The sequence below is a fragment of the Variovorax sp. PBL-H6 genome, assembly GCF_901827155.1.
Lineage (GTDB): Bacteria > Pseudomonadota > Gammaproteobacteria > Burkholderiales > Burkholderiaceae_C > Variovorax.
In genome coordinates, this window is sequence record NZ_LR594659.1 from 2510635 (window position 1) to 2533912 (window position 23278).

General features: G+C 68.2%; 21 protein-coding genes. 5 read left to right on the top strand and 16 right to left on the bottom strand.

Annotated elements, in window-relative coordinates; all coding sequences use genetic code 11:
- Positions 1–9 precede the first annotated feature (9 nt).
- A complete protein-coding gene (locus tag G3W89_RS11920; protein WP_162574281.1) occupies positions 10–774 on the top strand; it encodes an RNA methyltransferase in 765 nt (254 codons plus the stop codon).
- Positions 775–810: 36 nt separating this feature from the next.
- The gene (cysE, locus tag G3W89_RS11925) at positions 811–1584 is read left to right on the top strand and encodes a serine O-acetyltransferase (RefSeq protein ID WP_162574282.1); all 774 of its coding nucleotides are present in this window, start codon (positions 811–813) and stop codon (positions 1582–1584) included.
- Between the two features lie 12 nt (positions 1585–1596).
- Here the strand turns inward: cysE and mog are convergent, their stop codons facing one another.
- Both mog and yjgA read right to left on the bottom strand, forming a co-directional pair.
- Positions 1597–2196: a molybdopterin adenylyltransferase gene (mog, locus tag G3W89_RS11930; RefSeq protein ID WP_162574283.1), complete on the bottom strand. Its 600-nt coding sequence runs from the start codon at positions 2194–2196 to the stop codon at positions 1597–1599.
- Entirely contained in the window at positions 2193–2849 is a 657-nt protein-coding gene (yjgA, locus tag G3W89_RS11935) for a ribosome biogenesis factor YjgA (RefSeq protein ID WP_162574284.1), read from the bottom strand. Before yjgA ends, mog begins: the two co-directional genes overlap by 4 nt.
- Positions 2850–2915: 66 nt before the next feature.
- On the opposite strand from yjgA, the gene pmbA reads away from it, so the two are divergent.
- Complete coding sequence (gene pmbA / locus G3W89_RS11940; RefSeq protein WP_162574285.1) at positions 2916–4286, top strand: metalloprotease PmbA; 1371 nt, start codon at positions 2916–2918, stop codon at positions 4284–4286.
- Between the two features lie 3 nt (positions 4287–4289).
- Here the strand turns inward: pmbA and G3W89_RS11945 are convergent, their stop codons facing one another.
- The 11 genes from G3W89_RS11945 to nirB form a co-directional block, all read right to left on the bottom strand.
- Positions 4290–5018, bottom strand: a complete 729-nt coding sequence (locus G3W89_RS11945) for an alpha/beta fold hydrolase (RefSeq protein WP_162574286.1) — start codon at positions 5016–5018, stop codon at positions 4290–4292.
- Positions 5019–5154: 136 nt separating this feature from the next.
- Positions 5155–5607 carry an NUDIX domain-containing protein gene (locus G3W89_RS11950; protein ID WP_232076484.1) on the bottom strand — a complete coding sequence of 151 codons (453 nt, stop codon included), beginning with the start codon at positions 5605–5607 and terminating at the stop codon, positions 5155–5157.
- A gap of 2 nt (positions 5608–5609) precedes the next feature.
- Positions 5610–6059, bottom strand: a complete 450-nt coding sequence (locus G3W89_RS11955) for a GatB/YqeY domain-containing protein (RefSeq protein ID WP_162574287.1) — start codon at positions 6057–6059, stop codon at positions 5610–5612.
- Between the two features lie 110 nt (positions 6060–6169).
- Entirely contained in the window at positions 6170–6382 is a 213-nt protein-coding gene (rpsU, locus tag G3W89_RS11960; RefSeq protein WP_007833691.1) for a 30S ribosomal protein S21, read from the bottom strand.
- Positions 6383–6480: 98 nt separating this feature from the next.
- Complete coding sequence (locus G3W89_RS11965) at positions 6481–7725, bottom strand: NAD(P)/FAD-dependent oxidoreductase (protein WP_162574288.1); 1245 nt, start codon at positions 7723–7725, stop codon at positions 6481–6483.
- Positions 7725–8855: a sterol desaturase family protein gene (locus G3W89_RS11970; protein WP_162574289.1), complete on the bottom strand. Its 1131-nt coding sequence runs from the start codon at positions 8853–8855 to the stop codon at positions 7725–7727. The genes G3W89_RS11965 and G3W89_RS11970 overlap by 1 nt, the downstream gene beginning before the upstream one ends.
- 79 nt (positions 8856–8934) lie before the next feature.
- The gene (gene cobA, locus G3W89_RS11975; RefSeq protein ID WP_162574290.1) at positions 8935–9729 is read right to left on the bottom strand and encodes a uroporphyrinogen-III C-methyltransferase; all 795 of its coding nucleotides are present in this window, start codon (positions 9727–9729) and stop codon (positions 8935–8937) included.
- The gene (gene ybiB, locus G3W89_RS11980; protein WP_162574291.1) at positions 9726–10640 is read right to left on the bottom strand and encodes a DNA-binding protein YbiB; all 915 of its coding nucleotides are present in this window, start codon (positions 10638–10640) and stop codon (positions 9726–9728) included. The genes cobA and ybiB overlap by 4 nt, the downstream gene beginning before the upstream one ends.
- A gap of 98 nt (positions 10641–10738) precedes the next feature.
- Positions 10739–13534: a nitrate reductase gene (locus G3W89_RS11985; protein ID WP_162574292.1), complete on the bottom strand. Its 2796-nt coding sequence runs from the start codon at positions 13532–13534 to the stop codon at positions 10739–10741.
- A 10-nt stretch (positions 13535–13544) separates the two neighbouring features.
- A complete protein-coding gene (nirD, locus tag G3W89_RS11990) occupies positions 13545–13976 on the bottom strand; it encodes a nitrite reductase small subunit NirD (RefSeq protein WP_162574293.1) in 432 nt (143 codons plus the stop codon).
- 13 nt (positions 13977–13989) lie between these two features.
- The gene (gene nirB / locus G3W89_RS11995) at positions 13990–16464 is read right to left on the bottom strand and encodes a nitrite reductase large subunit NirB (protein WP_162574294.1); all 2475 of its coding nucleotides are present in this window, start codon (positions 16462–16464) and stop codon (positions 13990–13992) included.
- A 66-nt stretch (positions 16465–16530) separates the two neighbouring features.
- Here nirB and G3W89_RS12000 point away from each other — a divergent pair, with 66 nt between their 5' ends.
- Complete coding sequence (locus tag G3W89_RS12000) at positions 16531–18297, top strand: bifunctional protein-serine/threonine kinase/phosphatase (RefSeq protein WP_162574295.1); 1767 nt, start codon at positions 16531–16533, stop codon at positions 18295–18297.
- Between the two features lie 32 nt (positions 18298–18329).
- Here G3W89_RS12000 and G3W89_RS12005 read toward each other — a convergent pair whose 3' ends face one another.
- Complete coding sequence (locus tag G3W89_RS12005) at positions 18330–19607, bottom strand: MFS transporter (RefSeq protein ID WP_162574296.1); 1278 nt, start codon at positions 19605–19607, stop codon at positions 18330–18332.
- Between the two features lie 134 nt (positions 19608–19741).
- Between G3W89_RS12005 and G3W89_RS12010 the strand changes: the two genes are divergently transcribed.
- The gene (locus G3W89_RS12010; protein WP_232076486.1) at positions 19742–21151 is read left to right on the top strand and encodes a type IV pili methyl-accepting chemotaxis transducer N-terminal domain-containing protein; all 1410 of its coding nucleotides are present in this window, start codon (positions 19742–19744) and stop codon (positions 21149–21151) included.
- Positions 21152–21485: 334 nt separating this feature from the next.
- Here the strand turns inward: G3W89_RS12010 and G3W89_RS12015 are convergent, their stop codons facing one another.
- Together G3W89_RS12015 and ntrB are read right to left on the bottom strand one after the other, a co-directional pair.
- Positions 21486–22292 carry an ABC transporter ATP-binding protein gene (locus G3W89_RS12015; RefSeq protein WP_162574297.1) on the bottom strand — a complete coding sequence of 269 codons (807 nt, stop codon included), beginning with the start codon at positions 22290–22292 and terminating at the stop codon, positions 21486–21488.
- A gap of 58 nt (positions 22293–22350) precedes the next feature.
- On the bottom strand, positions 22351–23268 hold the full coding sequence (gene ntrB / locus G3W89_RS12020; RefSeq protein WP_162574298.1) for a nitrate ABC transporter permease: 918 nt from the start codon (positions 23266–23268) through the stop codon (positions 22351–22353).
- Positions 23269–23278: the final 10 nt, after the last annotated feature.

The following is a 23278-nucleotide window of genomic DNA, read 5'->3' on the forward strand; positions in this document are numbered from 1 at the left end:
GGCCTTTCCATGCGCACCCGCTTCATCCTCATCCAGACCAGCCATGCCGGCAATGTCGGCGCCGCCGCGCGCGCCATGAAGACCATGGGCTTCGACGAGCTCGTGCTCGTGGCGCCGCGCTGGGCCAACGTCCTGCGGCGCGAGGAAACCATCCAGCGCGCCAGCGGGGCACTCGATGTGCTGGAGCAGGCGCGCATTGTCGACACGCTCGATGAAGCGCTCGATGGCGTGACTCACCTTTGCGCCACGGCGATGGTGCCGCGCGACTTCGGTCCGCCGACGCGCACGCCGCGCGAGCACTTGGTGCCGCTGGCCCTGAAGGAAGCGCAGCACGTCGCCTTCCTGTTCGGCTCGGAGCGCTTCGGCATGCGCAACGAGGACGTGTACCGCTGCCATGTGGCGCTCACGATTCCCACCGATCCGGCCTTCGGCTCGCTGAACCTGGGCGCGGCCGTCCAGGTGATCGCCTACGAATGGCGGCTGGCGCTGGGCGGCTTCGGGCTGCATGATGCCGCCGAGCCGGTCCGGGCGGCCGATGCAGTAGCCGTGCGCGGCATGCTGGACCACTGGGAACGCTCGCTGGTGCAGATCGGCTTCCTGGATCCCGAGGCGCCCAAGAAGCTGATGCCGCGGCTGCAGCAGCTCTTCAACCGTGCCCAGCCGACACCGGAAGAGATCCACATCCTGCGGGGCATCGCCAAGGCCATGGCCGATGCCGCGGGGGGCGGCAGCTACAAGACCCCATCGCCGGCGCGCGATGACCCGAGCCCTTAGACTGCGCAGCCCATATCGTCATGACAAGAACATCCCATGTTCTCGCGACTGCGCTCCGACGTCCAGTGCATCCTCGACCGCGATCCGGCGGCACGTTCGCGCTGGGAAGTGCTGACCCTCTACCCGGGACTGCATGCCCTGGTGCTGCACCGCGTCGCGCACTGGTGCTGGGGCCATGGGCTGAAGTGGGTGGGGCGTTTCGTTTCGTTTGTCTCGCGCTGGCTCACCGGCATCGAGATCCATCCGGCCGCGGTCATCGGTGATCGCGTGTTCTTCGACCACGCAATGGGCGTGGTGGTCGGCGAGACGGCCGAGATCGGCGATGGCTGCACCATCTACCAGGGCGTGACGTTGGGCGGCACTTCGCTCTACAAGGGTGAGAAGCGGCATCCGACATTGGGCAGGGACGTGGTGGTGAGCGCCGGCGCGAAGGTGCTGGGCGGCTTCGTGGTGGGCGATGGCGCCAAGATCGGAAGCAACGCGGTCGTGATCAAGCCCGTGCCTGCGGGTGCGACCGCCGTCGGGATCCCGGCGCGCATCATCCCGGCCAGGACGGCAAGCGGCGGCGCTTCGGCTGGCAGCGCCAGGAAGTTCGAGGCCTACGGGATTACGCAGGAGGACGACCCGCTGTCGCTCGCCATGCGCAGCCTGATCGACACCGCGTCGAGCCAGGAACACCAGATCGCGCTGTTGTGGCAGGCGATCGAGACCCTGTCCGCACAGCGGGGAATGAAGGATTGCGTGCCAGGGAACGCGGCTACCAAGGAATGCTTCGAGGTACAGCGCCTCACCGAACTGGTCGGCAAGTGAAGGTCTTGCGCCTCAGGGCCTCGAAGGGCGGATCGCCGACTTCGGCCTGAAGGCCTTGCAGACCGCCTCGTCGGTTTCCAGATACGGCCCGCCGATCAGGTCGATGCAATAGGGCACCGCCGCGAAGATGCCCGGCACCCCCTGCGTGCCATCGGGGTTCTTCAGGCCTTCCAGCGTCTCCGCGATGGACTTCGGCTGGCCCGGCAGATTGATGATCAGGCTCTTGTCGCGGATCACCGCCACCTGCCGCGACAGGATGGCGGTCGGCACGAAGCGCAGGCTGATCTGGCGCATCTGTTCGCCGAAGCCCGGCATCTCCTTGTGGGCGACGGCCAGCGTGGCCTCGGGCGTGACGTCGCGCAGGGCGGGCCCGGTGCCGCCGGTGGTCAGCACCAGCGAGCAGCCGGCGTCGACCAGTTCGATCAGCGCGGCGCTGATGGCGGCTTGCTCGTCGGGGATGAGCCGGGGCTCGAAATCGATGGGGTTGCGCAGGGCGCGCTTCAGCCATTCCTGCAGTGCGGGCAGGCCTTTGTCCTCGTACACGCCGCTGGAGGCGCGATCGCTGATCGAGACGATGCCGATGCGCACCGGGTCGTGGGGACTGCTGGTCATGCGTCATCCTCGCGCGCCTGCGCAGGGGCTTCGGCCGCAGCGTCCGCAGCGTCATGGCCTTCGAGCTGTGCGCGCAGCAGCTGGAACAGCTCCCGATAGGCCTTGCCCTGGCGCGGAGCTTCCCCCGGCCGGCCTTCCTTGAGATCCTTTCGCGCCTGGCGCACCAGCGCGCGCAACTGCTGCGCATCGGTGCCGGAATGGGTTTCGATCCAGCCGCCGAGAGCGTCGTCCTCCGCGATCAGCCGGTCGCGCCAGCGCTCGGCCTCGTGCAAGATCGCGGCTTCCTGCGCCGGACCGCGGTTCTGCTCGTCGAGCGCTGTGCGGATGGCATCGAGCGTGGCGGCGTCGAGACCGCGCATCAGCTTGCCGATGAACTGCATCTGGCGGCGCTTGCCTTCGAAGTTGGTGATGCGCTTGGCTTCGGCGATGGCGTCGCGCAGCTTGTCCCCGAGTTCCAGCTTGTCGAACAGACCGGCGCGCAGGCCCAGCAGGGCCTCACCCAAGGTCTGCAGTTCGGTGCTCTCGCGCTTGAGGTCGGTCTTGCTCGCCGCGTCGGTGCCTTTGAGCTCGCGCTTGAGCTCGAGGTCTAGTTCGCTGCCTTCGGCGACAAAGGTGCCGCGGACGAAGTAGCCTTTCTTGGGTTTGCGGGGCATGGAGACAATCGTTGGGCCGTAAGCCGCTCCATCGAAAACGGAGGGCGCAAGTATCATAGCCGCCACATGAGCACCTCTTCATCGCGCGCCGACTCCGGCTTCGCCTACAGCCGCCCCTTCTTCGAAAACCTGGTCGACTCGGCCCTGGCGCATGCCAGGAAGCTCGGCGCCACCGACGCCGGCGCTGAGGCGTCCGAGGGCTGCGGCCTCAGCGTCTCGGTGCGCAAGGGCGAGCTCGAGAATGTCGAGCGCAACCGCGACAAGTCGCTGGGCGTCACGGTCTACGTGGGCCATCGCCGCGGCAATGCCAGCACCTCCGATTTCTCGGAGGCGGCCATCGCCCAGACGGTGCAGGCCGCCTACGACATCGCACGCTTCACGGCAGAAGACCCCGTCAGCGGCCTGCCCGATGAGGCTGACATCGCGACCGAGCAGCCCGACCTGGACCTCTTCCATCCCTGGGACGTCAGCAGCGAGCAGGCGGCTGCACTGGCACTGGAATGCGAGGCCGCGGCCTTGTCGACCGACAAGCGCATCACCAACAGTGAAGGTGCGGGGGTCTCGGCCCAGCAGAGCCACTTCTTCAGCGCGCACACGCGGGGCTTCCGTGGCGGCTATGCGAGCTCGCGCCATTCGATCTCGGTGGCGCCGATCGCTGGCAAGGGCAACGACATGCAGCGCGACGCCTGGTACAGCTCGATGCGCTCGGCCGATGAGCTCGCGAGCCCCAAGGCCGTGGGGCGCTATGCCGCCGAAAGGGCGCTGAGCCGCCTGAAGTCGCGCAAGATCAAGACCACTGAATGCCCGGTGCTGTTCGAGTCGCCCTTGGCCGCGGGCCTGCTGGGCGGGTTGGTGCAGGCCACCAGCGGCGGCGCGCTCTACCGCAAGAGCAGCTTCCTGCTCGACTCGCTGGGCAAGCCGGTACTGCCCTCGCACATCGACGTGCTTGAAGACCCGCACATCCCGCGCGGCAAGGGCAGCTCGGCTTTCGACGACGAGGGCGTGGCGACCCGCAAGCGCAAGGTGGTCGACGGCGGCCGGCTCGAAGGCTACTTCCTGAGCACCTATTCCGCGCGCAAGCTGGGCATGAAGACCACCGGCAATGCCGGCGGCTCGCACAACCTCACCCTGAGCTCGCGCAAGACGAAGAAGAGCGACGACCTCGATGCCATGCTCGCGAAGCTCGGCACCGGCCTGTTCGTGATCGAGCTGATGGGACAGGGCGTCAACTACGTGACGGGCGACTACTCGCGCGGCGCGAGCGGCTTCTGGGTCGAGAACGGGGCGATCGCCTTTCCGGTGCAGGAGATCACCATCGCCGGCAACCTGAAGACCATGCTCATGGGCATCGAGGCGGTGGGTGCCGACGCCTACAACTACGGGGCCAAGACCACGGGCTCGGTGCTGGTCAACCGGATGAAGGTCGCTGGCAGCTGATCGCTAGTCACGCCCGGCTTCGATGATCTTGCGCGCCAGCAGCGCGGGGTCGGTAAAGCACAGCTCGTGGCTGCCGGAACACTCGACCAGCCGGAACAAGCCCAGGCGCTCCGACAGGCGCGGATGCCAAGGCAGGCTGTGCGGCAATGCGATGTCCTGCTGGCAGTTCAGGTAGGACTTGCCCACCGGGAGTTCCGCCAGTTCAGCGTTGAGGGCTGCGGGATCGGTGAAGGTCCGGTAGGGGTGCGGGTTGAGCAGCCCGTAGGCGCGTTCGGCCGTGGCCATGTCGGCATCGTTGATGAAGACATCGCGCCAGATCGGAAAGGGCAGCGTGATCGCGCCGTCGTTCTGCGCCGCGATACCGTCGAACATGGCCTTGTACTGAGGCGGCACCAGGTCGACGAGGGATTGGCCATGAAGCGGCACAAAGGCGTTCCAGTACACCAGCCGGCGCACACGTTCGGACACCAGGCTCATCGCGCCCGAGATCACCATGCCTCCGTAGCTATGGCCGACCAGGCGCACGTCGCGCAGGTTGCGCTCAGTGATGAAGTCGGCCAGCGACTGGACCGCCTCGGCCAGGCCGGTGGCCGCACGCGAGTCGCCGGGCCGGTTGCCGGCCAGTGTCGGACAGTGCACGGTATGCCCCTGGGCCCGGATGGTCTCGGCCACGGGCTCCAGCAATTCGCCCGTGTGCCACGCGCCGTGAACGAGAACGTAGGTGTCCGCCATTTCAATCTCCTCGTGTTGCAAGCAAGGGCTGCAAGGGAGCAGCGACGGAGCCTGGCCGGTGCAGTGAGGGGCTCCATCCACGCACTATGGCCTGTGCGGCTGAGCGAACTATAGGGCCCGCCCGGTCGGCCGCCAACTATCGCGCGAGTGCGGCGCGTACCTTGTCGATGACGCGGACGTAGGGCGCGGTGAAGCCGTCGAGCGGCGCATCGGGCGCCAGCCAGCTGAAGCGGAAGACCAGCCCGTGTTCCTCGGGGCTGCCGGTGGCCGTGTGCTCAAAGCGCTCGGGCAGCTGTGCCTGCGTCCGCATCAGGAACAGGTGCCAGAGCTGCGAATGCTTTCGCTGGCCACGCTGGATATCGGTCTCGCGCTCGCGGTCCAGCGTGCCCAGGGGCACCAGCTCGCCGTCGTAGACGATGCCCGATTCCTCGAGCAGCTCGCGCCGGACCGCATCCTCCGGCGACTCGCCGGGCTCGACCGTGCCCTTGGGCAGCTGCATGCCGGCATCGCCGGGATGGAAGAAGACCAGCAGACGGTCCCGGCAATCGACGAGGCAGGCGCAGGCCTTGAGCACCTGCTGCGCCGGCACGGTCAGCCGCCCGAGAGCGCGGCCTTGACCGCGGCGCTGACGAGGCCCATGTCGGCCTTGCCCGCCAGGCGCGTCTTGACGGCGCCCATTACCTTGCCCATGTCGCCGGGACCCTTGGCGCCCAGTTCGGCGACGATGGCCCGGACTTCGGCCGTGATCTCCTCGGCGCTCATGCGCTGCGGCAGATAGGCCTCCAGCACTTTGATTTCGGCGGCTTCCTTGTCCGCCAGGTCGGTGCGTCCGCCCTGGGTGAAGGCGGTGACCGAGTCCTTGCGCTGCTTCACCAGCCTGTCGACGATGGCCACCACCATCGCGTCGTCCAACTCGATGCGTTCGTCGACTTCCTTCTGCTTGAGGGCCGCCAGCAGCAGGCGGATGGTGCCCAGGCGCTCCGAGTCCTTGGCGCGCATGGCGGTCTTCATGTCTTCGGTGATCTGATCCTTGAGGCTCATGGCTTTGCTTTCGGAGGGCGGAAATGACAAGAGCCGCGGCAGGGTTTCCCTGGCGCGGCTCGGAGGCTCGGAACGGGCGTCGGTACGAGTCCGACGCGGCGGGTGCCAGCTCAGTACAGCTTCTTGGGGAGCTGCATGCTGCGCACGCGCTTGTAGTGGCGCTTGACCGCGGCCGCCTTCTTGCGCTTGCGCTCGGCGGTCGGCTTCTCGTAGAACTCGCGGGCGCGCAGATCGGTCAGCAGGCCGAGCTTTTCGATGGTGCGCTTGAAGCGGCGAAGCGCGACGTCGAAGGGCTCGTTTTCTTTAACGCGGATAGTGGTCATTTAAAAATCGGTTGCTTGATTTTTGGCTTGGGGAAGATCGGGGCCCCGGGCCGGGTTTCCTCAACACGAAAGGGTAGGCCGTTGAGGGGTGGCCAAAGTTAGCCGGGCATTATAGCGCGATCGCAGCGTGCCGCCAGTGCCTGCGCGCAGGCATGCGCGCTGGCCCAGGCCCACTGGAAGTTGTAGCCGCCCAGCCAGCCGGTGACATCCACCACCTCGCCGATGAAATACAGGCCGGGCTGCTTCGATTCCATCGTTTGGGAGGAGAGGTCGCGGGTATCGATGCCGCCAGCCGTGACTTCCGCCTTCTTGTACCCCTCGGTCCCGCTGGGCGTGATCTGCCAGCGGGCGATGCGCTCGGCCAGCGCCGCCAAGGCCCGGTCTGCCGCCTCGTTGATCGGGCGCTGCAGTGCCGGGTCCTCCCCCACCCAGGCGTCGGCCAGCCGGGCCGGCACCAGGCCGGCGAGCTCGTTGGCGATGCGCTTGCGCGAACGCTGCTTGGCCTCGGCCAGGGCGGCCTGCACGTCTACGCCGGGCGCGAAGTCGATGTCGAGCGGCGCTCCGGGCTGCCAGTAGCTGGAGATCTGCAGCACCGCCGGACCGGAGAGGCCTCGATGGGTGAACAGCAGGTCTTCGAGAAACACCGCACGAGCCTTCTTGCTGCCGGTCGCGATCTGCACGGGCAGAGCAAGGCCGGCGAGGTCGGCATAGGGTGCCCAGGCTTCGCCGCCGAAGGTCAGTGGCACCAGGGCAGGGCGGGGCGGGACCACGCGCAGGCCGAACTGGGCTGCCAGCCGGTAGCCGAAGTCGGTCGCGCCGATCTGGGGAATGGACAGACCCCCGGTCGCCACCACCAGCTGCGGCGCCTGCGCCTCGCCGCGGCGGGTCTGGAGCCGATAGCCCTCATCCGGGGCAAAGGCGATCTCGCCGACGCTGCAGGGCTGCCAGTGCATCACGCCCCCGGCCGCGCACTCGGCCAGCAGCAGGTCGATGATCTGCTGCGACGAACCGTCGCAGAAGAGCTGTCCCTTGTGCTTCTCGTGGTACGCGATGCCATGGCGCTGGACCAGGTCGATGAACTGCTGTGGCGTGTAGCGCGACAGCGCCGAGCGGCAGAAATTCGGGTTCTCGCCGATGAAGTGGCGCTGCGGTGCGCGCACGTCCAGGTCGCGGTTGGTGAAGTTGGCACGGCCGCCGCCGGAGATTCGGATCTTCTCGCCGATGCGTTCGGCATGGTCGATCAGCAGCACCTTCAGGCCCCGCTGGCCCGCGAGCCCGGCGCAGAACAGGCCCGCCGCGCCGGCGCCGATGACGATCGCGTCGAATGCGCTTGCTGTCCCCATCAGCCCTTCCACAGGAACGGAAACTTCAGCTGCTTCAAGAAGCCGTTGGGCACGTAGTCGCCCACCACCCCATAGTGCTCGGGCCACAGCCGGGTGCTTTTCACCGCGGTGCCGAAGAGATAGTCGAGGAAGGCGTAGTGCGCCGCGTAGTTCTTGTCGATCGCCTCGTCGTCCTGGCTGTGGTGCCAGTGGTGAAAGTTGGGCGTGACGATCACATAGCGCAGCGGACCCAGCCGCACGCTCACGTTGGCATGGTTGAACACCGCCTGGAACCCCACCACCACGATGTAGGCGTCGATCACCTCCTTGCTGAAGCCCAGCACATAGATCGGCGCCAGCACCAGCGTCCGTGTGATCAGCAATTCGAGGATGTGCTGGCGCGAGCCCGCCAGCCAGTCCATGCTCTTCACGCTGTGGTGCACCGCATGCAGGCGCCACAGCAGCGGCACCTCGTGGTAGGCACGGTGCGTCCAGTACTGCACCAGGTCGGCCACCAGGACGATCAGCAGCAGCCCGGCCCAGAAGGGCAAGCCCGCGATCCAGCCGCGGACGCCGTCGTTGGCGGCCCAGCCGAAGAGCTTGTGCACCAGCAGGTTGGTGGCCAGCAACACGAATCCGACGATCATGTGGTTGACCACGAAGTGGTGGAAGTCGGTCTGCCATTCGGCGCGGAACACCGGCTGCTCCTTGCGGTGGGCGAACAGCTTCTCGATGAAGATGAAGATCAGCGAAGAGCCCAGCAGGTCGAGGATGAACCAGTCCAGCCCGATGTAGGGGGTGTTGTCCGCGAAGTCGTTGACTGGCACCTTGTGCCCGCCCAGCAGCGCTGCCGCGACCACCAGCAGGAAGGCGAATGCGGACAGCCAGCGCGAGCGATTGAAGATGATGTTGACCAGCGCCAGCCCGCCGGCGACGACCATCGCCGCGAGGAGCACCAGGCGCATCACGTCGACGCTGTAGCTGCGGCGCAGCTCGGGCGTGCTCAGGTACTGCGGGAAGTGGAAGACAAGCACGCCCAGCAAGCAGAGGATGCCCAGCGAGAGCGCGATGGTGCCGGTGACGAGGCCGCGGCCACGCTGCAATTCGCCATGGCTCTCGACGAATTCGTTGAGTTTCTCGAGTTCCAGCATGCCCATCTCCGCCCGTTGTTCTTCAGGCCGAAGATTCTAGGGCGGTGGCCTCGATGTGCCGACTGGCCGAACGGCCTGTTCAGGTGCCGAAGCGCGTGGCCGGAAGGCCCGCAGCCACCAGGCCGCGCAGCACGTCGCCCACCACGATCACGGCCGGGCTGCCCAGCCCAGTTGCCGCCAGGTCGCCGGGCAGCTGCGCCAGCGTGGTCGCGATATGGCGCTGCTGCGGCAGGCTGGCGTGCTGGATCACCGCCACCGGCGTTTCACCTCCGAGCCCGTGCAGCAGTTCCTGCTGGATATGCGCCACCCCGCTCACGCCCATGTAGATCACGAGCGTGAGATGCGCGTCGCGCACCGTGGCGGCCAGCTGGCGCCAATCGGTCGGGTGCTCATGGGCCGCGTGCCCGGTCTTGGCATGGCCGGTCACGAAGACGACACCCTGCGCGTGATCGCGATGCGTCAGCGGCACGCCCAGCCCGGTGACCGCTGCCAACCCGGCGGTGATGCCGTTGATCACCCGCACCTCGATGCCTTCCTCGCGCAGGTGCTCCACCTCCTCGCCGCCACGGCCGAAGATGAAGGGGTCGCCGCCCTTGAGGCGCACCACGGTCTCGCCCTCGCGCACCGCGGTGATCATCAGCCGCTCGATGAAGGCCTGCGGCGTGCTCTTGCAGCCGCCGCGCTTGCCCACGTGGACGATGCGCGCCCCGGGCCGGGCGTAGCTGGCCAGGATCTCGTCGCTGACCAGGTCGTCGACCAGCAGCACCGTGGCCGCCTGGATCGCCTTGACAGCCTTGACGGTCAGCAGCTCGGGGTCGCCGGGGCCGGCGCCGACCAGCGTGCAGCTGCCTTGGGAGAGATAAGGAAGGCTCATTCGTGCTCCATGGCTCGGGTGAGTTGCAGGACTTGCTGCACCTGCTGGGTGATCGCTGCCGGCGCCGGCGCCGTCCCGTCCAGAACGCGGCGCGTGTAGTCGGCCGTCGTCCGGACATCGATTTCCGCCGGCAGGCCCGGGACTTCGGACTGTGTCCCGGGCTGCTGCGCCTGCAATGGGATGCGTCGCCCCCGCACGAACCCGTCCACCTGCGCAGTGCGGCGCGGGTCGGCCACGCTCTCGCCCTCGAGCCCGCGCGAGAGCAGGGCGTTCATGCCCAGCAGTTCGAAGGTGGCGGCCATCGATTCCGCATAGGCCGGATGGGTGTAGCTGCCGACGACCACGCAATCGCCTTCGCAGGGCTGCATCAGCTTGACCACGCTGTGCCCGGGATTGCGCAGGCCCACCACGCGGCGTACGTCGAGCAGGCGCTTGAGGCCGGGGCTCAGCAGCGCGGTCGGCGCGAACACCACTTCGCCGTCGGCGATGGGCCGCACGCGCGCGAGCGGCTGCAGGTCGAGGGCGGCGAGCACGCTGGAGGCCAGGACCCGCGCAGACTCGGTCGCGGCGCCGTGCACCAGCACGGGCAGCCCTTCGCGCGCCAGCAGCAAGGCGAGCAGGGGCGTGAGCACAGGCAACCGGCGTGCGCCGTTGTAGCTGGGCAATACCACCACCGGCCGCCCGGTAGCCGGAAAGCGCGCCAACCGGGCGTGCGTCGCATCGAGAAAGCCCGCCATCTCCTCGGGCGTCTCGCCCTTGATGCGCATGGCGAGGCAGAAGGCGCCGATCTCCAGGTCGGTCACGCTGCCATCGAGCACCTGGCCGAAGAGGTCGCAGGCCTGCTCGCGGTCGAGTGGCTTTGCACCGCGAGCGCCGCGGCCGATTTCCTTGATGTAGTGGCTGATTCCCATGGGTTCGCGAATTGTCCCGCAAGCCTTATGCCGCACGGCGCGGTCGCTTATGCCCCGGCGTGCAGCAGGGACGAGGGCTGCACCGCGCATCGACAGCCTCATGAGGCGCTCGCCAGTGCAGGGCTCGCCCGCACCATGCGCTTGAGCTCGGGCAGGCAGGAGCCGCAGTTGGTGCCGCACTTCAGCGCGCCCTGCAGCGCGTCGAGACGCTCGCCGTCCGAACCCGATGTGTCCGCCAGCCGTTCTTCGATGGCAGTCTTCGTGATGCCGAAGCAACTGCAAACGGTCTTGCCACGCGCGGCGACGCCGGCCGGGGCCGCCGCGCCCGGCTTCAGCAACTGGCGTCCGTAGGCCTGGGCGGGCAGCCGATCCTGCAGGACCGCCTTGATCCAGGCTTCGGCGCGCGTGTCGCCGGCCAGCAGGAAAGCTTCGAGACGCGCGTTTTCTCCATCGCGCACCAGGCGAGCCGCCCGCCGCTGGCCATGCTTCCTGTCGGCATAGCGCAGGCTGTCGGCGCCGTCGAGCGCGAGCAGCCCTTCGATGCGGGCGAGCAGATGGTCGGGCGGCGCTTCGTACGCGGCGGCGCGCAACAGCACGCCGGTGCGTTCCGGTCCGCCGCCTTGCAGGGCGCCGCCGGTGCCGAAGGGCACGCAGCTCGCGAAGGCAAAGAAAGGCATCAGCGCGCGCAAAGCCTCTCGCACGCGCAGGGCCGCGTCGTCCGGCAGCCAGCCCATCGCCAGCAGGGACCAGGGCAGCTCGGCCTTGAGGATCTTGACGGCCGCATGCTTGAGCTCTGGCTGCTTCGAATCGGGGCAGAAGGCAGGTGTGGTGAGCACGTTGACACCGGCCAGCCGTTCGCCCGTGCTCGACCGGCCGCTCAGGTACTCGCCGCCCCAGTGCATGGCGATGAAGGCTTGGCTCAGGCCCAGGTCCGTGCTGCCGGCCACGGGCAGCACGATCGACCCGCGCCGCGAGGTGACGTGCACCAGCTCGCCTTCGCGCAGCTGCCGGCGCACCATGTCCTGTGGATGCATCTGGACCGAGGGCTCGGGCACGTGGCCGAACAGCCGGCCCAGGGTGCCGGTGCGGCTCATGCCATGCCATTGGTCGCGCAGCCGGCCGGTGGTAAGGGAGAAGGGGTGGCGCGCATCGCGCGGCTCGGCCACCGGCTTGTAGGGGACGTCGGCAAAGCGGGCGCGGCCATCGGGCGTCGGGAAGACGCCGTCCTCGTAGAGCCGCACGCGACCGGTGGGTTCGCCTTTGCGCAGCGGCCACTGCTGCGGCGCGGCATCGAGCATGACGTAGCTCATGCCGGTGATGTCGAGGTCGCGACCGCGGGTGCTTTCGCGATGTTCGTTCCATACCGATTCTGCGTCGGCGTACGGAAACAGCGTGTCCATGCGCCCGAGCCGCGCTTCGAGCCGTCGCGCGAAGTCGCGGGCGATCACCCAGTCATCGCGCGTCTCGCCGGGCCGCGCCACGGCATTGCGCACGCGCGAGATTCGGCGCTCGCTGTTGGTGACGGTGCCGTCCTTCTCGCCCCAGGTGGTGGCAGGCAGCAGCAGGTCGGCGTAGTCGCAGGTCGCGGTGGTCGAGAAGGCCTCCTGCACCACGACGAACTCGCAGCGCTCGAGTGCGCGCCGCACCGTGGCCTGGTCGGGCAGGGACTGGGCGGGGTTGGTGCATGCGACCCAGAGTGCGCGGATCTCGCCGTCCGCCGCGGCCTGGAACATTTCCACGGCGGTCTTGCCGGGTTTTTCCGGCACCGAGGGCACACCCCATAGCGCGGCCACCTCGGCACGGTGCACGGGATTCGCGAGATCGCGATGCGCCGACAGCAGGTTGGCCAGTCCGCCCACTTCGCGCCCGCCCATCGCATTCGGCTGGCCCGTCAGCGAGAAGGGCCCTGCGCCGGGCTTGCCGATCTGGCCGGTCGCAAGATGCAGGTTGATCAGCGCCGCATTCTTCGCGGTGCCCGAACTGGACTGGTTGAGGCCTTGGCAGTAGAGGCTCAGTGTCGTGGCGGAGGTGGCGAAGAGGCGCGCGGCCTCGAGCAGGTCTTCCTTGGCGATGCCGCAAACCTGCGCCACGCGCTCGGGCGTGCAATCGCGCACCGTGCGCTTGAGTTCGTCGAAGCCGCTGGTATGGGCTGCGATATAGGCCGCATCGGTCCAGCCTTCCCACAGCATCAGGTGCAGCATGCCATGGAAGAGCATCACGTCGGTGCCGGGCTGCAGCGCGAGGTGCAGGTCGGCAATCTCGCAGGTGTCGGTTCGGCGTGGGTCGGCCACGACGATCCTCATCGCCGGGTTGGCTGCCTTCGCATCCTCGATGCGGCGGAACAGGATGGGGTGCGCCCATGCCGTGTTGCTGCCGGCAATGAAGAGGCATTGCGCGTGCTGGAAGTCGTCGTAGCAAGCGGGCGGGGCATCGGCGCCCAGCGTCTTCTTGTAGGCCGCCACCGCGCTGCTCATGCACAGGCGCGAGTTGGTGTCGATGTTGTTGGTGCCGACCAGGCCCTTGGCCAGCTTGTTGAAGACGTAGTAGTCCTCGGTCAGCAACTGGCCGGAGACGTAGAAGCCGACGGCGTCCGGGCCGTGCTCGCGGATGACCTGGGCGAACTTGTCGGCGGCAGCGTCGAGCGCGGTGTCCCAGTCGATGCTTTGCGGCGTTGCACCTCGCTGGGCACGGTGCATGGGCTGCAGTAGGCGCGTCTGCATCGTGACCGCCGCGGTGGCGGTGAGATGCAGGGTGGAGCCCTTGGTGCAGAGCCGGCCGAAGTTGGCAGGATGATCCGGATCGCCGCGCACGCCGGTGATCTGGTCGCCTTCGGATTCGATGATCACACCGCAGCCCACGCCACAGTAGGGGCAGGCGGAGCGGGTTTCTTTCATGGCCGTCCTTCTACGCCTGCACGCCGTGGGGCGCCTGCACGTCGAAGCTTTCGTCGCCGAGCTTGCCGGCCGTCGCGGTGCCCGGGCCCGCGCGAGGCGGGGCGAGGTCGAGCGCGAGCGTTGCCAGTTCGCGTGCGTCCAGCATGACCTGCTCGCCTTCGACCTTGCACGCGAAGCGTGGCGTGCAGCCTTCGTCCGGCGCCTTCGCGCACCCGTCGTCAAGCCCGATCGCCCAGTTGTGCAGCGGGCAGGCCACGCTGGTGCCGAACACGATCCCCTGCGACAGCGGCCCGCCCTTGTGCGGGCAGCGGTCGAGCAGTGCGAACACCTGGTTGTCGGCATTGCGAAACACCGCGACATCGACGCCCACGGGCCGCGCCACGCGCCGCGCGCCCAGCACGGGAATGTCGTCGACGCGGCAGATGGCCTTCCATTCACTCATGGTTGTGGTCCTTTCAAACAGCTTGGGCGGCATGGGCAGCTTGGGTGGCGATGTCGACGACAGCGACCGGCGTGAATTGCCGCACGTCGACCGAAGCCTGGCTCGACTCGAACCATGGATCGGGCTCGCCGTCGAGCGCGAACTGCAGCCGCTCCCACAAGGCCTGGCGGCCATCGGCGTCCTCGACGATGCGCTTCTTCACATAGTCCAGCCCCACGCGCCCGATGTAGTGCACCGTACGCTCGAGATACCAGCCCTCCTCGCGGTAGAGCTGCAGGAAGGCGCCCGCATACGCCATCACCTCCTCCGAGGTCTTGAGCTTGACCAGGAACTGCGCCACCTCGGTCTTGATGCCGCCGTTGCCCCCCACGTAGATCTCCCAGCCCGAGTCGACGCCGATCACCCCCACGTCCTTGATGCCGGCCTCGGCGCAGTTGCGCGGGCAACCCGAGACCGCGAGCTTGACCTTGTGCGGCGCGTACATGGCCCACAGCGCGCGCTCCAGGTCCTTGCCCATCTGGGTCGAGTCTTGCGTGCCGAAGCGGCACCATTCGCTGCCCACGCAGGTCTTCACCGTCCGCAGCGACTTGGCGTACGCGAAGCCCGAGGGCATGCCGATGTCCTTCCAGACATTGGCCAGGTCCTCCTTCTTCACGCCCAGCAGGTCGATGCGCTGGCCGCCGGTGACCTTGACCGTCGGGATCTGGTACTTGTCGGCCGCGTCCGCGATGCGCCGCAGCTCGTCCGGCGTGGTGTGGCCGCCCCACATGCGCGGGATCACCGAATAGGTGCCGTCCTTCTGGATGTTGGCGTGGCTGCGCTCGTTGATGAAGCGGCTCTGCGGGTCGTCCTTCGCCTCCTTGGGCCAGGTCGAGATCAGGTAGTAGTTGATCGCGGGCCGGCAGCTGGAGCAGCCGTTCGGCGTGCGCCAGCCCAGGCCGCGGTACACCTCCGCGTGGGTCAGCCAGTGCTCCTTGAGGATCGCCTCGCGCACGTCCTGGTGGCTGGTGTCGGTGCAGCCGCAGAGGGCCTTCTTCTTCGGCGCGGCCGAGTAGTCGCCGCCTGCGGTGAACATCAGGATCTGCTCCACCAGGCCGGTGCACGATCCGCAGGAGGCGCTGGCCTTGGTGTGCTTCTTGACTTCTTCCAGCGTGAACAGGCCCTTGTCCTTGATCGCCTTGCAGATGGTGCCCTTGTTGACGCCGTTGCAGCCGCAGACCTCGGCATCGTCCGGCATGCTGGCCGCCTTGCTATGGCCCTCGTGCCCGGTGTCGCCGATGTTCGACTCGCCGAACATCAGCTTGTCGCGGATGTCGTTCACGCTGCGGCCGTCGCGCAGCAGCTTGAAGTACCAGCTGCCATCCACCGTGTCGCCGTACAGGCAGGCGCCGACCAGCTTGTCTTCCTTGATCACGAGCTTCTTGTAGACGCCGCCGAAGGGATCGCTCATCACGATCTCCTCGCAGCCTTCGCCGCCCATGAAGTTGCCGGCGGAGAAGAGATCGATGCCGGTCACCTTGAGCTTGGTGGACGTGAGCGAGCCCGAGTAGCGCCCGATGCCGAAGTGCGCCAGGTGGTTGGCCGCCACCTTCGCCTGCTCGAACAGCGGCGCGACCAGCCCGTAGGCGATGCCGCGATGTGCCGCGCATTCGCCGACCGAGTAGATGCGCGCATCGGTCACCGTCTGCATCGTGTCGTTGACCACGATGCCCCGATCGCAGTGCAGGCGCATCTTCTGCGCGAGCTCGACGTTGGGCCGGATGCCCACGGCCATCACCACCAGGTCGGCTGCCACTTCGGTCCCGTCCTTGAAGCGGATCGCCTTGACGCGGCCATCCTCGCCACCCATCAGTTCCTGCGTCTGCGCGCCGATCAGGAACTTCAGCCCGCGGTCCTCCAGCGACTTCTGCAGGAGCTTGCCTGCCACGTCGTCGAGCTGGCGCTCCATCAGCCACGGCATCACGTGCACCACCGTCACGTTCATGCCGCGCAGCATCAGGCCGTTGGCGGCTTCCAGGCCCAGCAGGCCACCGCCGATGACGACCGCGTTCCTGTGCGTCCTGGCGGTCTCGATCATGTAGTCGGTGTCTGCGATGTCGCGGTAGGCGATCACGCCCTTCAGGTCCTTGCCGGGCACCGGCAGCATGAAGGGGTTGGAGCCGGTGCACAACAGCAGGCGGTCGTACTCGGCCTCGGTGCCGTCCTCGGCACGAACGATGCGCTTGACGCGGTCGACCTCGGTCACCTTCTTGCCGGCATGCAGGGTGATGTTGTTCTCGGCGTACCACTCCCAGCTGTTGAGGATGATCTCGTCGACCGTCTGTTCGCCAGCGAGCACCGGCGACAGGAGGATGCGGTTGTAGTTGGGATGCGGCTCGGCGCCGAAGACGGTGATGTCGTAGAGCTCGGGCTCGATCTTGAGCAGCTCCTCGACGGTACGCACGCCGGCCATGCCGTTGCCGACCATCACGAGTTTCATCTTCTTCATGGGTGGACCTTTCTGGACTCAAGCAAAGTGGGTGTGCATGGCGCACTGCGTAGACAATCGCGCGCCATGAGCTTCGAGGTGGAAATCGGCTACAGCAGCCATCGCGGGCCGCGCCCGCAGAACGAGGACTTCGCCGGCGCGGTGCATGCGCCGCGCGGCGAGGAGTCGCGCGGGTTGATCGCAGCCATTGCCGACGGCGTCTCTTCCGGCGGGCACGGGCTGGAGGCGGCGCAGACCACCGTGATCGGACTGCTGGGCGACTACTTCGCCACCCCCGACACCTGGGAGCCGACCGCGGCCATGGACCGCCTGATCGCCGCCCAGAACGCCTGGCTGGCCGACCACAACCGGCGCCGCCGCCACGACAGCGCCATGACCACGCTGACGGCGCTGGCCCTGCACGGCCAGAGCTACACGCTGGCCCACGTGGGCGACACGCGCGCCTGGCGCGTGCGCAAGGGCGAGGGCGCCGCCACGCCGCTGACCGTCGACCATGCGCTGGACCATCCCGACCTGCGCAGCCGCCTGACGCGCGCCGTGGGCCTGGACGACCACGTGCGCGTCGACTACCTGCAGGGCGAGCTGCGCGTGGGTGACTGCTTCGTGCTCAGCACCGATGGCGTGCACGGCGTGCTCAAGCCGGCGCGCGTCGCCGAGCTCGCGCTGGTCCTCGGCGCGCAGCAGGCCAGCGATGCGCTGGTCGATGCCGCCATCGCGGCCGGCACCCGCGACAACGCGACCGCACTGGTCATCCGCGTGCTGGGCCTGGATGCGCGCCAGCTGCACGACGAGTTGGGCGATGCACGCCGGCTCGCGCCGCCCGCGGCGCTGAAGGTGGGCGATGTGCTCGACGGCTATGCGATCACGGCGTTGGTCGCCGACAACGGTGTCCATCGGCTCTACCAGGCGCGTCATCTGCAAAGCCGCGCCCTGGTAGCCATCAAGACCCTGCATCCATCGCGCGGCAGCGACCCGGAGGAACGCGCCATGCTGGCGCACGAGGCCTGGCTCGGTCTGCGCGTGGGCGCCGCCCGGTCGCACGAGGGCGCTCGCACCGCAGCCGAAGCCGAAGGGGGCCCGATGTACGCACGTGGCGGGCACGGCTTCGTGCGCGTGCACGAGCGCGCCGGCGACGCCAGCGCGCTCTATACGGTGTTCGACTGGCACGGCGGCCGCACCATCGAGCAGATGCTGCAGGCCGGCACGCGGCCGGCGGTCGGCGAAGTGGTCGCGGCGGCGGTCCAGGTCTGCAAGGCCCTGGGCCGGCTGCACCGCCACGGCGTGGTGCACCGGGACATCAAGCCCGGCAACCTGCACCTGGGCGACGACGGCTGCTGGCGCATCCTCGACCTGGGCGTGGCGCTCTCGGGCCGGGAGGGCGCGGCCCAGCGCGAGTTGCATGCGGGCACGCCCAGCTTCATGAATCCGGAGCAATGGGAAGGCGCCGCGCCCGACGCCGGCAGCGACCTGTTCGCGCTCGGCGTGGTGCTCTACCAATGGCTCTGTGGGCGCCTGCCTTATGGCGAAATCGAGCCCTACCAGGCCGCGCGATACCGGCGCGACCCGGCCGCCCTGTCGCGCATCCGGCCCGACGTGCCGGTCTGGCTCGACCACCTGGTGCGCAAGGCGGTGGCCCGCGACGCGCATCAGCGCTTCGAGACCGCCGAGGAAATGCTGCTGGCCCTGGAGCGCGGCGCCGCCCGTCCGGTCGGCGCACCGGCCCCCACGCCGCTCGTGCGCCGCGATCCCGCCTTGCTGTGGAAGCTCGCGCTGGCCGCGTCGCTGCTGTTCAACGCGCTGCTCGTCTACTGGCTGTTGTTCCTGCCGCGCTGAGCGGAGGAGGAGAGTGCTGTAGCGCATGGCCTTCACCGTCCGGCGCTGCGGCGCATCGGGCGAACCGGCCGGTCGAGTTCGTGGCTCGCGGTGTTCGGGTTGGAGCGCGCGCGGCCGCCTTTTTCTGCCCAGGTCCGCGTCCAGCGGATCTGCATGACCCGCATCACGCCGAGCATCACCGCGGCGAGCACCGCGAACAGCATGAAGCCCCACATGTAGGTGCCCAGGTACTGTTTCGACAGACCCATGGCGTTGGGCACCAGCCCGCCGCCGAGGGCGCCGATCTCGCCGATCATCGAGCCGGCCACCGCCGTGGTGGTGGGCCAGCGCAGCGGCACCAGTTGGAACAACGCGCCGTTGCCAGCGCCCAGCGCGGCGAAGCAGACGATGAGCAGCAGCGTGGTGAGGGCGAGCGAGCTCGAGGAGAGGCCGATCAGCGCCAGCGTGACCGCCGACACCACGAGCACCAGCGTCAGCGTGTTGACGCCGCCCCAGCGGTCGGAGAGCCAGCCGCCCATCACGCGCACCGCCGCGCCCATGAAGGCCGCGAGCATCGTCAGCTGGCCGGCCTGCACCTTGCTCACGCCGAACTGGTCGTGGTAGTAGGAGGGAAGGAAGGTGGTGAGGCCGATGAAGCCGCCGAAGGTGATGCCGTAGATCAGGCTGAAGGCCCAGCCATCTTTCTCGAACAGGCAGGCCACGTGTGCGCGCAGGTTCGCGTGGCTGTCGACGTCCGGCGGCTCCTGCGCGAACAGCACCATCACGGCCATCGGGATCAGGATGGCCACCGCCGCCACGCCGTAGACGGCCTGCCAGCCGAGCCATTGCGCCAGCGGCGGCGCGACCAGCACCGACAGCGCAGTGCCCACGTTGCCGGCGCCCACCAGGCCCATGGCCAGGCCCTTGTTCTGTGGCGGAAACGAGCCCGAGCCCAGCGACAGCGCCACGCCGAAGCTGGCGCCGGCAATGCCCAGCAGCACGCCCATCGCCAGCAGGTCGTTGAAGCTGTGCACCATGAAGAAGCCGAACAGCATTGCCACGGCGATCAGCCCCATCTCCACCAGCGTTGCATTCTTGCGGCCGATGTACTGGGACAGGATGCCGAGCGGAAAGCGCATCAGCGCGCCGGCGATGATCGGGATCGACAGCATCAGCCCTTTCTGCGCGGCGTTCAGCTGGAAGCTCTCGCTGATGAACGGGGCCATCGCGCCGTTGAGCACCCAGATGCAGCACGAGAACATGAAGTAGAAGAAGGCCGCGAAGAGGGTGGGTGCGTGCCCGGAGCGCAGGAAGGACTTGAAGCTGGTCATGGCTGTGGCGATGCGAAAAGCATCCGCGCAGCCTTGGCGTGGCCGCGTGGATGGGCGATGAAAAGAGAGCGTCCCGCCAGAAACTGGCGGAATGGACTGGGGGTGAGCGAGTCCCTGCGGGGACCCGGGCCGGCATGGAGACCGGCGACTTCACCAAAGCGGTGCTTCGTTACACCGCGCCTTCCATCACGCAAGACACGTGCCTGCCGCCGCGCTTCGGCTTCGCCTATGCTGCGACCGCCTGCCTCGTTCGCAATTCGCCTTTCATGATCCGACTGCTGCTTGTTCTTCCCGACGCCGATCCCGACGCACCGCGCGACGTGTTGGGCCAGGTCCTGGCGGACGCAGATGCGGCAGCCATCGGCTGGGCGAGCTGCGACACGATGGTGCAGGAGGCCGCGATGCTCGCACCGCAGCAGGTGCTGGTTCACAGGCCTGCATCGATCCCACGCCTGCAGGCCGTGCTGCAGGCCTGGGCCGGCGCGCCGCCGCAGCCGGTCGTCCTGGTCAGCGAGCCGCTCGAACCGCGGATGCACGAGGAACTGGTGGGCCTCGGCGTGCACGCCTGGGCCTGCGCCGACACGCTGGATGCAGCGGGCCTGCGCGGGCTGCTGGCGCGGGCGCAGGCCCGCTGGGAGCGCGAGGGCGCGCTGCGCGACACCTTGGCTCGCTCGCTGGCCCACCTGGACGAGCGCAAGTGGGTGGACCGCGCAAAGGGCCTGTTGATGTCGGCCCGCGGCATCGGCGAGGATGCCGCCTATGGCCTGCTGCGGGGCGCGGCGATGCATGCCAATCTTCGCGTCGGCGAACTGTCGCGCTCGGTGGTGGAGGCGGCACAGTGGGCCGAAGCCATCAATCGGGCCGGCCAGTTGCGCATGCTGTCGCAGCGCCTGGTGCGGCTCGCGGCGCAGATGCTGGCAGGGGTGGAGGTGCGGCGCAGCCGCGTCCTGCGCGCTGAGTCGATCGAGCGGGTCAAAGACAACCTCGATCACCTGGCCGGGCTCCCGCTGGATGCAACGAGCGTGCAGGCCCTGGTGGGCGTGCGTTCAGCGTGGGAGGCACTGGACGGCGCGCTGTCGGCGCGGCTGTCGCCGGCCGCGCTGGCAACGATCGATGCGAGCGCCGAGGCTTTGCTGGGCGCCGCCGAGGCACTCACCGACGCGCTCGAATCCTCGGGTGGTCGCAGGGCGCTGCACATCGTCAATCTCTGCGGCCGGCAACGCATGCGCGTGCAGCGGCTGGCCAAGGATGCGTTGCTCGCCGCGATGCTGCCCGGCGGTGCGTGGAGCGCGCACCTGCCGTCGACCATGGATGCCTTCGAGGCCTCGCTGCTGGAGCTGGAGCGCGCACCGCTGAGCTCGCCCGACATCCGCACGGCGCTCAGCGGCGCGCGCGACGAATGGCTGAAGCTGGTGCGCGGCGTGCGCCAGGCGGAGCGCGCGGAGGGCCGTATCGAGCTGGTGCGCGCCAGCGAAGTGCTGGTCGATACCTTCGACCGCCTCACCGCTTCATACGAACACAGCCTGCAGGTCATCATGTCCTGACGACATGGGCTCGCCCCCAGGTTGGCTCACTTCGTGTAGCCGCCCACCCCCTACCGGGGGCAACACCAGCGGCCCGGCAAAGCCGGTTCCGCGGTGGGGATGTTGCTCGCCCCCAGGTTGGCTCACTTCGTGTAGCCGCCCACCCCCTGCCGGGGGCAACACCAGCGGCCCGGCAAAGCCGGTTCCGCGGTGGGGATGTTGCTCGCCCCCAGGTTGGCTCACTTCGTGTAGCCGCCCACCCCCTACCGGGGGCAACACCAGCGGCCCGGCAAAGCCGGTTCCGCGGTGTTTCCCGAACAGGCACGGCTTCGTTGGCCGCGGATTTCATGGCTGATCAGGCCGCGGCCTTTTCCACGTGCGCCTGGCGCGTGTAGAGAAAGTCGATCACGGCCTTGCGGGCGTGGACGTAGACCGGGTCCTCTGCCAGTTCCACGCGGTTGCGCGGGCGCGGCAGATCGACGGAGAGGATCTCGCCGATGGTGGCGGCCGGGCCGTTGGTGAGCATCACGATCCGGTCGGACAGTAGCACCGCCTCGTCCACGTCGTGCGTGACCATGACCACCGTGCTGTGCGTCTTCGCCACGATCGCCAGCAGCTCGTCCTGCAGCTTGGCGCGCGTCAGTGCGTCGAGGGCGCCGAAGGGCTCGTCCATCAGCAGGACCTTGGGCTCCATCGACAGCGCGCGGGCGATCCCCACACGCTGCTTCATGCCCCCCGAGATCTCGCCGGGGCGCTTCTGCGCGGCCGCGCTGAGGCCCACCAGCGCGAGCGCGGCCTCCGTGCGGGCCTTGAGCTGCGCCTTGTTCCCGGTGGCCGAGAACACGCGCTCTACTGCGAGATACACGTTCTCGTAGCAGCTGAGCCACGGCAGCAGCGAATGGTTCTGGAACACCACCCCGCGCTCCGGGCCCGGCCCCTTGATCTCCCGGTTGGCGCACAGCAGCGCGCCCTGCGTGGGCGTGGTGAGTCCGGCGATCAGGTTCAGCAGCGTCGACTTGCCGCAGCCGGAGTGCCCGATGAGGGTGATGAACTCGCCCTTGGCGACGTGGAGGTTGATGTCCCGCAGCGCGAGGAAGCTGCCCTTGGGCGTCTTGAAGCGCTGCTCGACGCCATGGATCTCGATGTACTTCGAATCGTTCATTGGAAAACCTCCGGCCTGCGGGCTGCGGTGCCATGAGGCTTCGGAGCGGCCGTGTGACTCATGCCTTCACCTCTTCGAACGTGAACGCGGTGGCGATCCGGATCAGCGCGAACTCGAGCACCAGCCCGACGATGCCGATCACGAAGATCGCGATGATGATGTTGGCGACGTTGAGGTTGTTCCACTCGTCCCAGACCCAGAAGCCGATGCCGACGCCGCCGGTGAGCATCTCGGCCGCGACGATCACCAGCCAGGCGGTGCCGACCGCAAGGCGCACGCCGGTCAGCATGTAGGGCAGCACCGCGGGGAACAGGATCCGGGTGAGGATCTTCCACTCGGAAAGATCGAGCACCCGCGCCACGTTCATGTAGTCGCTGGGCACGCGCTGCACGCCCACGGCGGTGTTGATGATCATGGGCCAGATCGAGCAGATGAAGATGGTCCAGATCGCAGCCGGGTTGGCGCCCTTGAAGACCAGCAGGCCGATGGGCAGCCAGGCGAGCGGCGAGACGGGCCGCAGCAGGCTGATCAGCGGATTGAACATGCGTGCGAGGAAGCTGAAGCGTCCGATTGCAAAGCCGGCGGGGATGCCCACCACGGCTGCCAGTCCGAAGCCCATCGCCACGCGCTGGAGCGACGACAGCACGTTCCAGCCCACGCCCTGGTCGTTGGGGCCCTTGCTGTAGAACGGATCGCTGAACACCGTGAGCGCCTGTTGCCAGACGGCGCCCGGCGCGGGGAAGCCGGTGGTGCTTTTCAGCGCCACAAGTTCCCAGACCAGGATCAGGAGCGCGAAGCCGAGGATCGGCGGCAGCACGCGCAGCCAGATCCAGCCCAGGTCGAGTGGCAGACGCGCTGCGGGCGGCGCGTCCTGGGCGGCAGGCGCCGTGATCGCGGCGGGCTGGACCGGACTGCGCGAAACGGGCGCTGCCGGTCCGCGGGTGTCGAGGGGGGAATGGAAGACGGCGCTGACCATCGTGCGCTCC

Coding starts and splice junctions, on each gene's coding strand:
- G3W89_RS11970 (WP_162574289.1), bottom strand. CDS start 8,855: ATGCTGGAACTCGAGAAACTCAACGAATTCGTCGAGAGCCATGGCGAA.
- G3W89_RS11985 (WP_162574292.1), bottom strand. CDS start 13,534: ATGAAAGAAACCCGCTCCGCCTGCCCCTACTGTGGCGTGGGCTGCGGT.
- cysE (WP_162574282.1), top strand. CDS start 811: ATGTTCTCGCGACTGCGCTCCGACGTCCAGTGCATCCTCGACCGCGAT.
- ybiB (WP_162574291.1), bottom strand. CDS start 10,640: ATGGGAATCAGCCACTACATCAAGGAAATCGGCCGCGGCGCTCGCGGT.
- nirD (WP_162574293.1), bottom strand. CDS start 13,976: ATGAGTGAATGGAAGGCCATCTGCCGCGTCGACGACATTCCCGTGCTG.
- cobA (WP_162574290.1), bottom strand. CDS start 9,729: ATGAGCCTTCCTTATCTCTCCCAAGGCAGCTGCACGCTGGTCGGCGCC.
- G3W89_RS11955 (WP_162574287.1), bottom strand. CDS start 6,059: ATGAGCCTCAAGGATCAGATCACCGAAGACATGAAGACCGCCATGCGC.
- G3W89_RS11945 (WP_162574286.1), bottom strand. CDS start 5,018: ATGGCGGACACCTACGTTCTCGTTCACGGCGCGTGGCACACGGGCGAA.
- ntrB (WP_162574298.1), bottom strand. CDS start 23,268: ATGGTCAGCGCCGTCTTCCATTCCCCCCTCGACACCCGCGGACCGGCA.
- G3W89_RS11965 (WP_162574288.1), bottom strand. CDS start 7,725: ATGGGGACAGCAAGCGCATTCGACGCGATCGTCATCGGCGCCGGCGCG.
- G3W89_RS12010 (WP_232076486.1), top strand. CDS start 19,742: ATGGAGACCGGCGACTTCACCAAAGCGGTGCTTCGTTACACCGCGCCT.
- nirB (WP_162574294.1), bottom strand. CDS start 16,464: ATGAAGAAGATGAAACTCGTGATGGTCGGCAACGGCATGGCCGGCGTG.
- mog (WP_162574283.1), bottom strand. CDS start 2,196: ATGACCAGCAGTCCCCACGACCCGGTGCGCATCGGCATCGTCTCGATC.
- G3W89_RS12000 (WP_162574295.1), top strand. CDS start 16,531: ATGAGCTTCGAGGTGGAAATCGGCTACAGCAGCCATCGCGGGCCGCGC.
- yjgA (WP_162574284.1), bottom strand. CDS start 2,849: ATGCCCCGCAAACCCAAGAAAGGCTACTTCGTCCGCGGCACCTTTGTC.
- G3W89_RS11920 (WP_162574281.1), top strand. CDS start 10: ATGCGCACCCGCTTCATCCTCATCCAGACCAGCCATGCCGGCAATGTC.
- G3W89_RS12005 (WP_162574296.1), bottom strand. CDS start 19,607: ATGACCAGCTTCAAGTCCTTCCTGCGCTCCGGGCACGCACCCACCCTC.
- G3W89_RS12015 (WP_162574297.1), bottom strand. CDS start 22,292: ATGAACGATTCGAAGTACATCGAGATCCATGGCGTCGAGCAGCGCTTC.
- pmbA (WP_162574285.1), top strand. CDS start 2,916: ATGAGCACCTCTTCATCGCGCGCCGACTCCGGCTTCGCCTACAGCCGC.
- rpsU (WP_007833691.1), bottom strand. CDS start 6,382: ATGACCACTATCCGCGTTAAAGAAAACGAGCCCTTCGACGTCGCGCTT.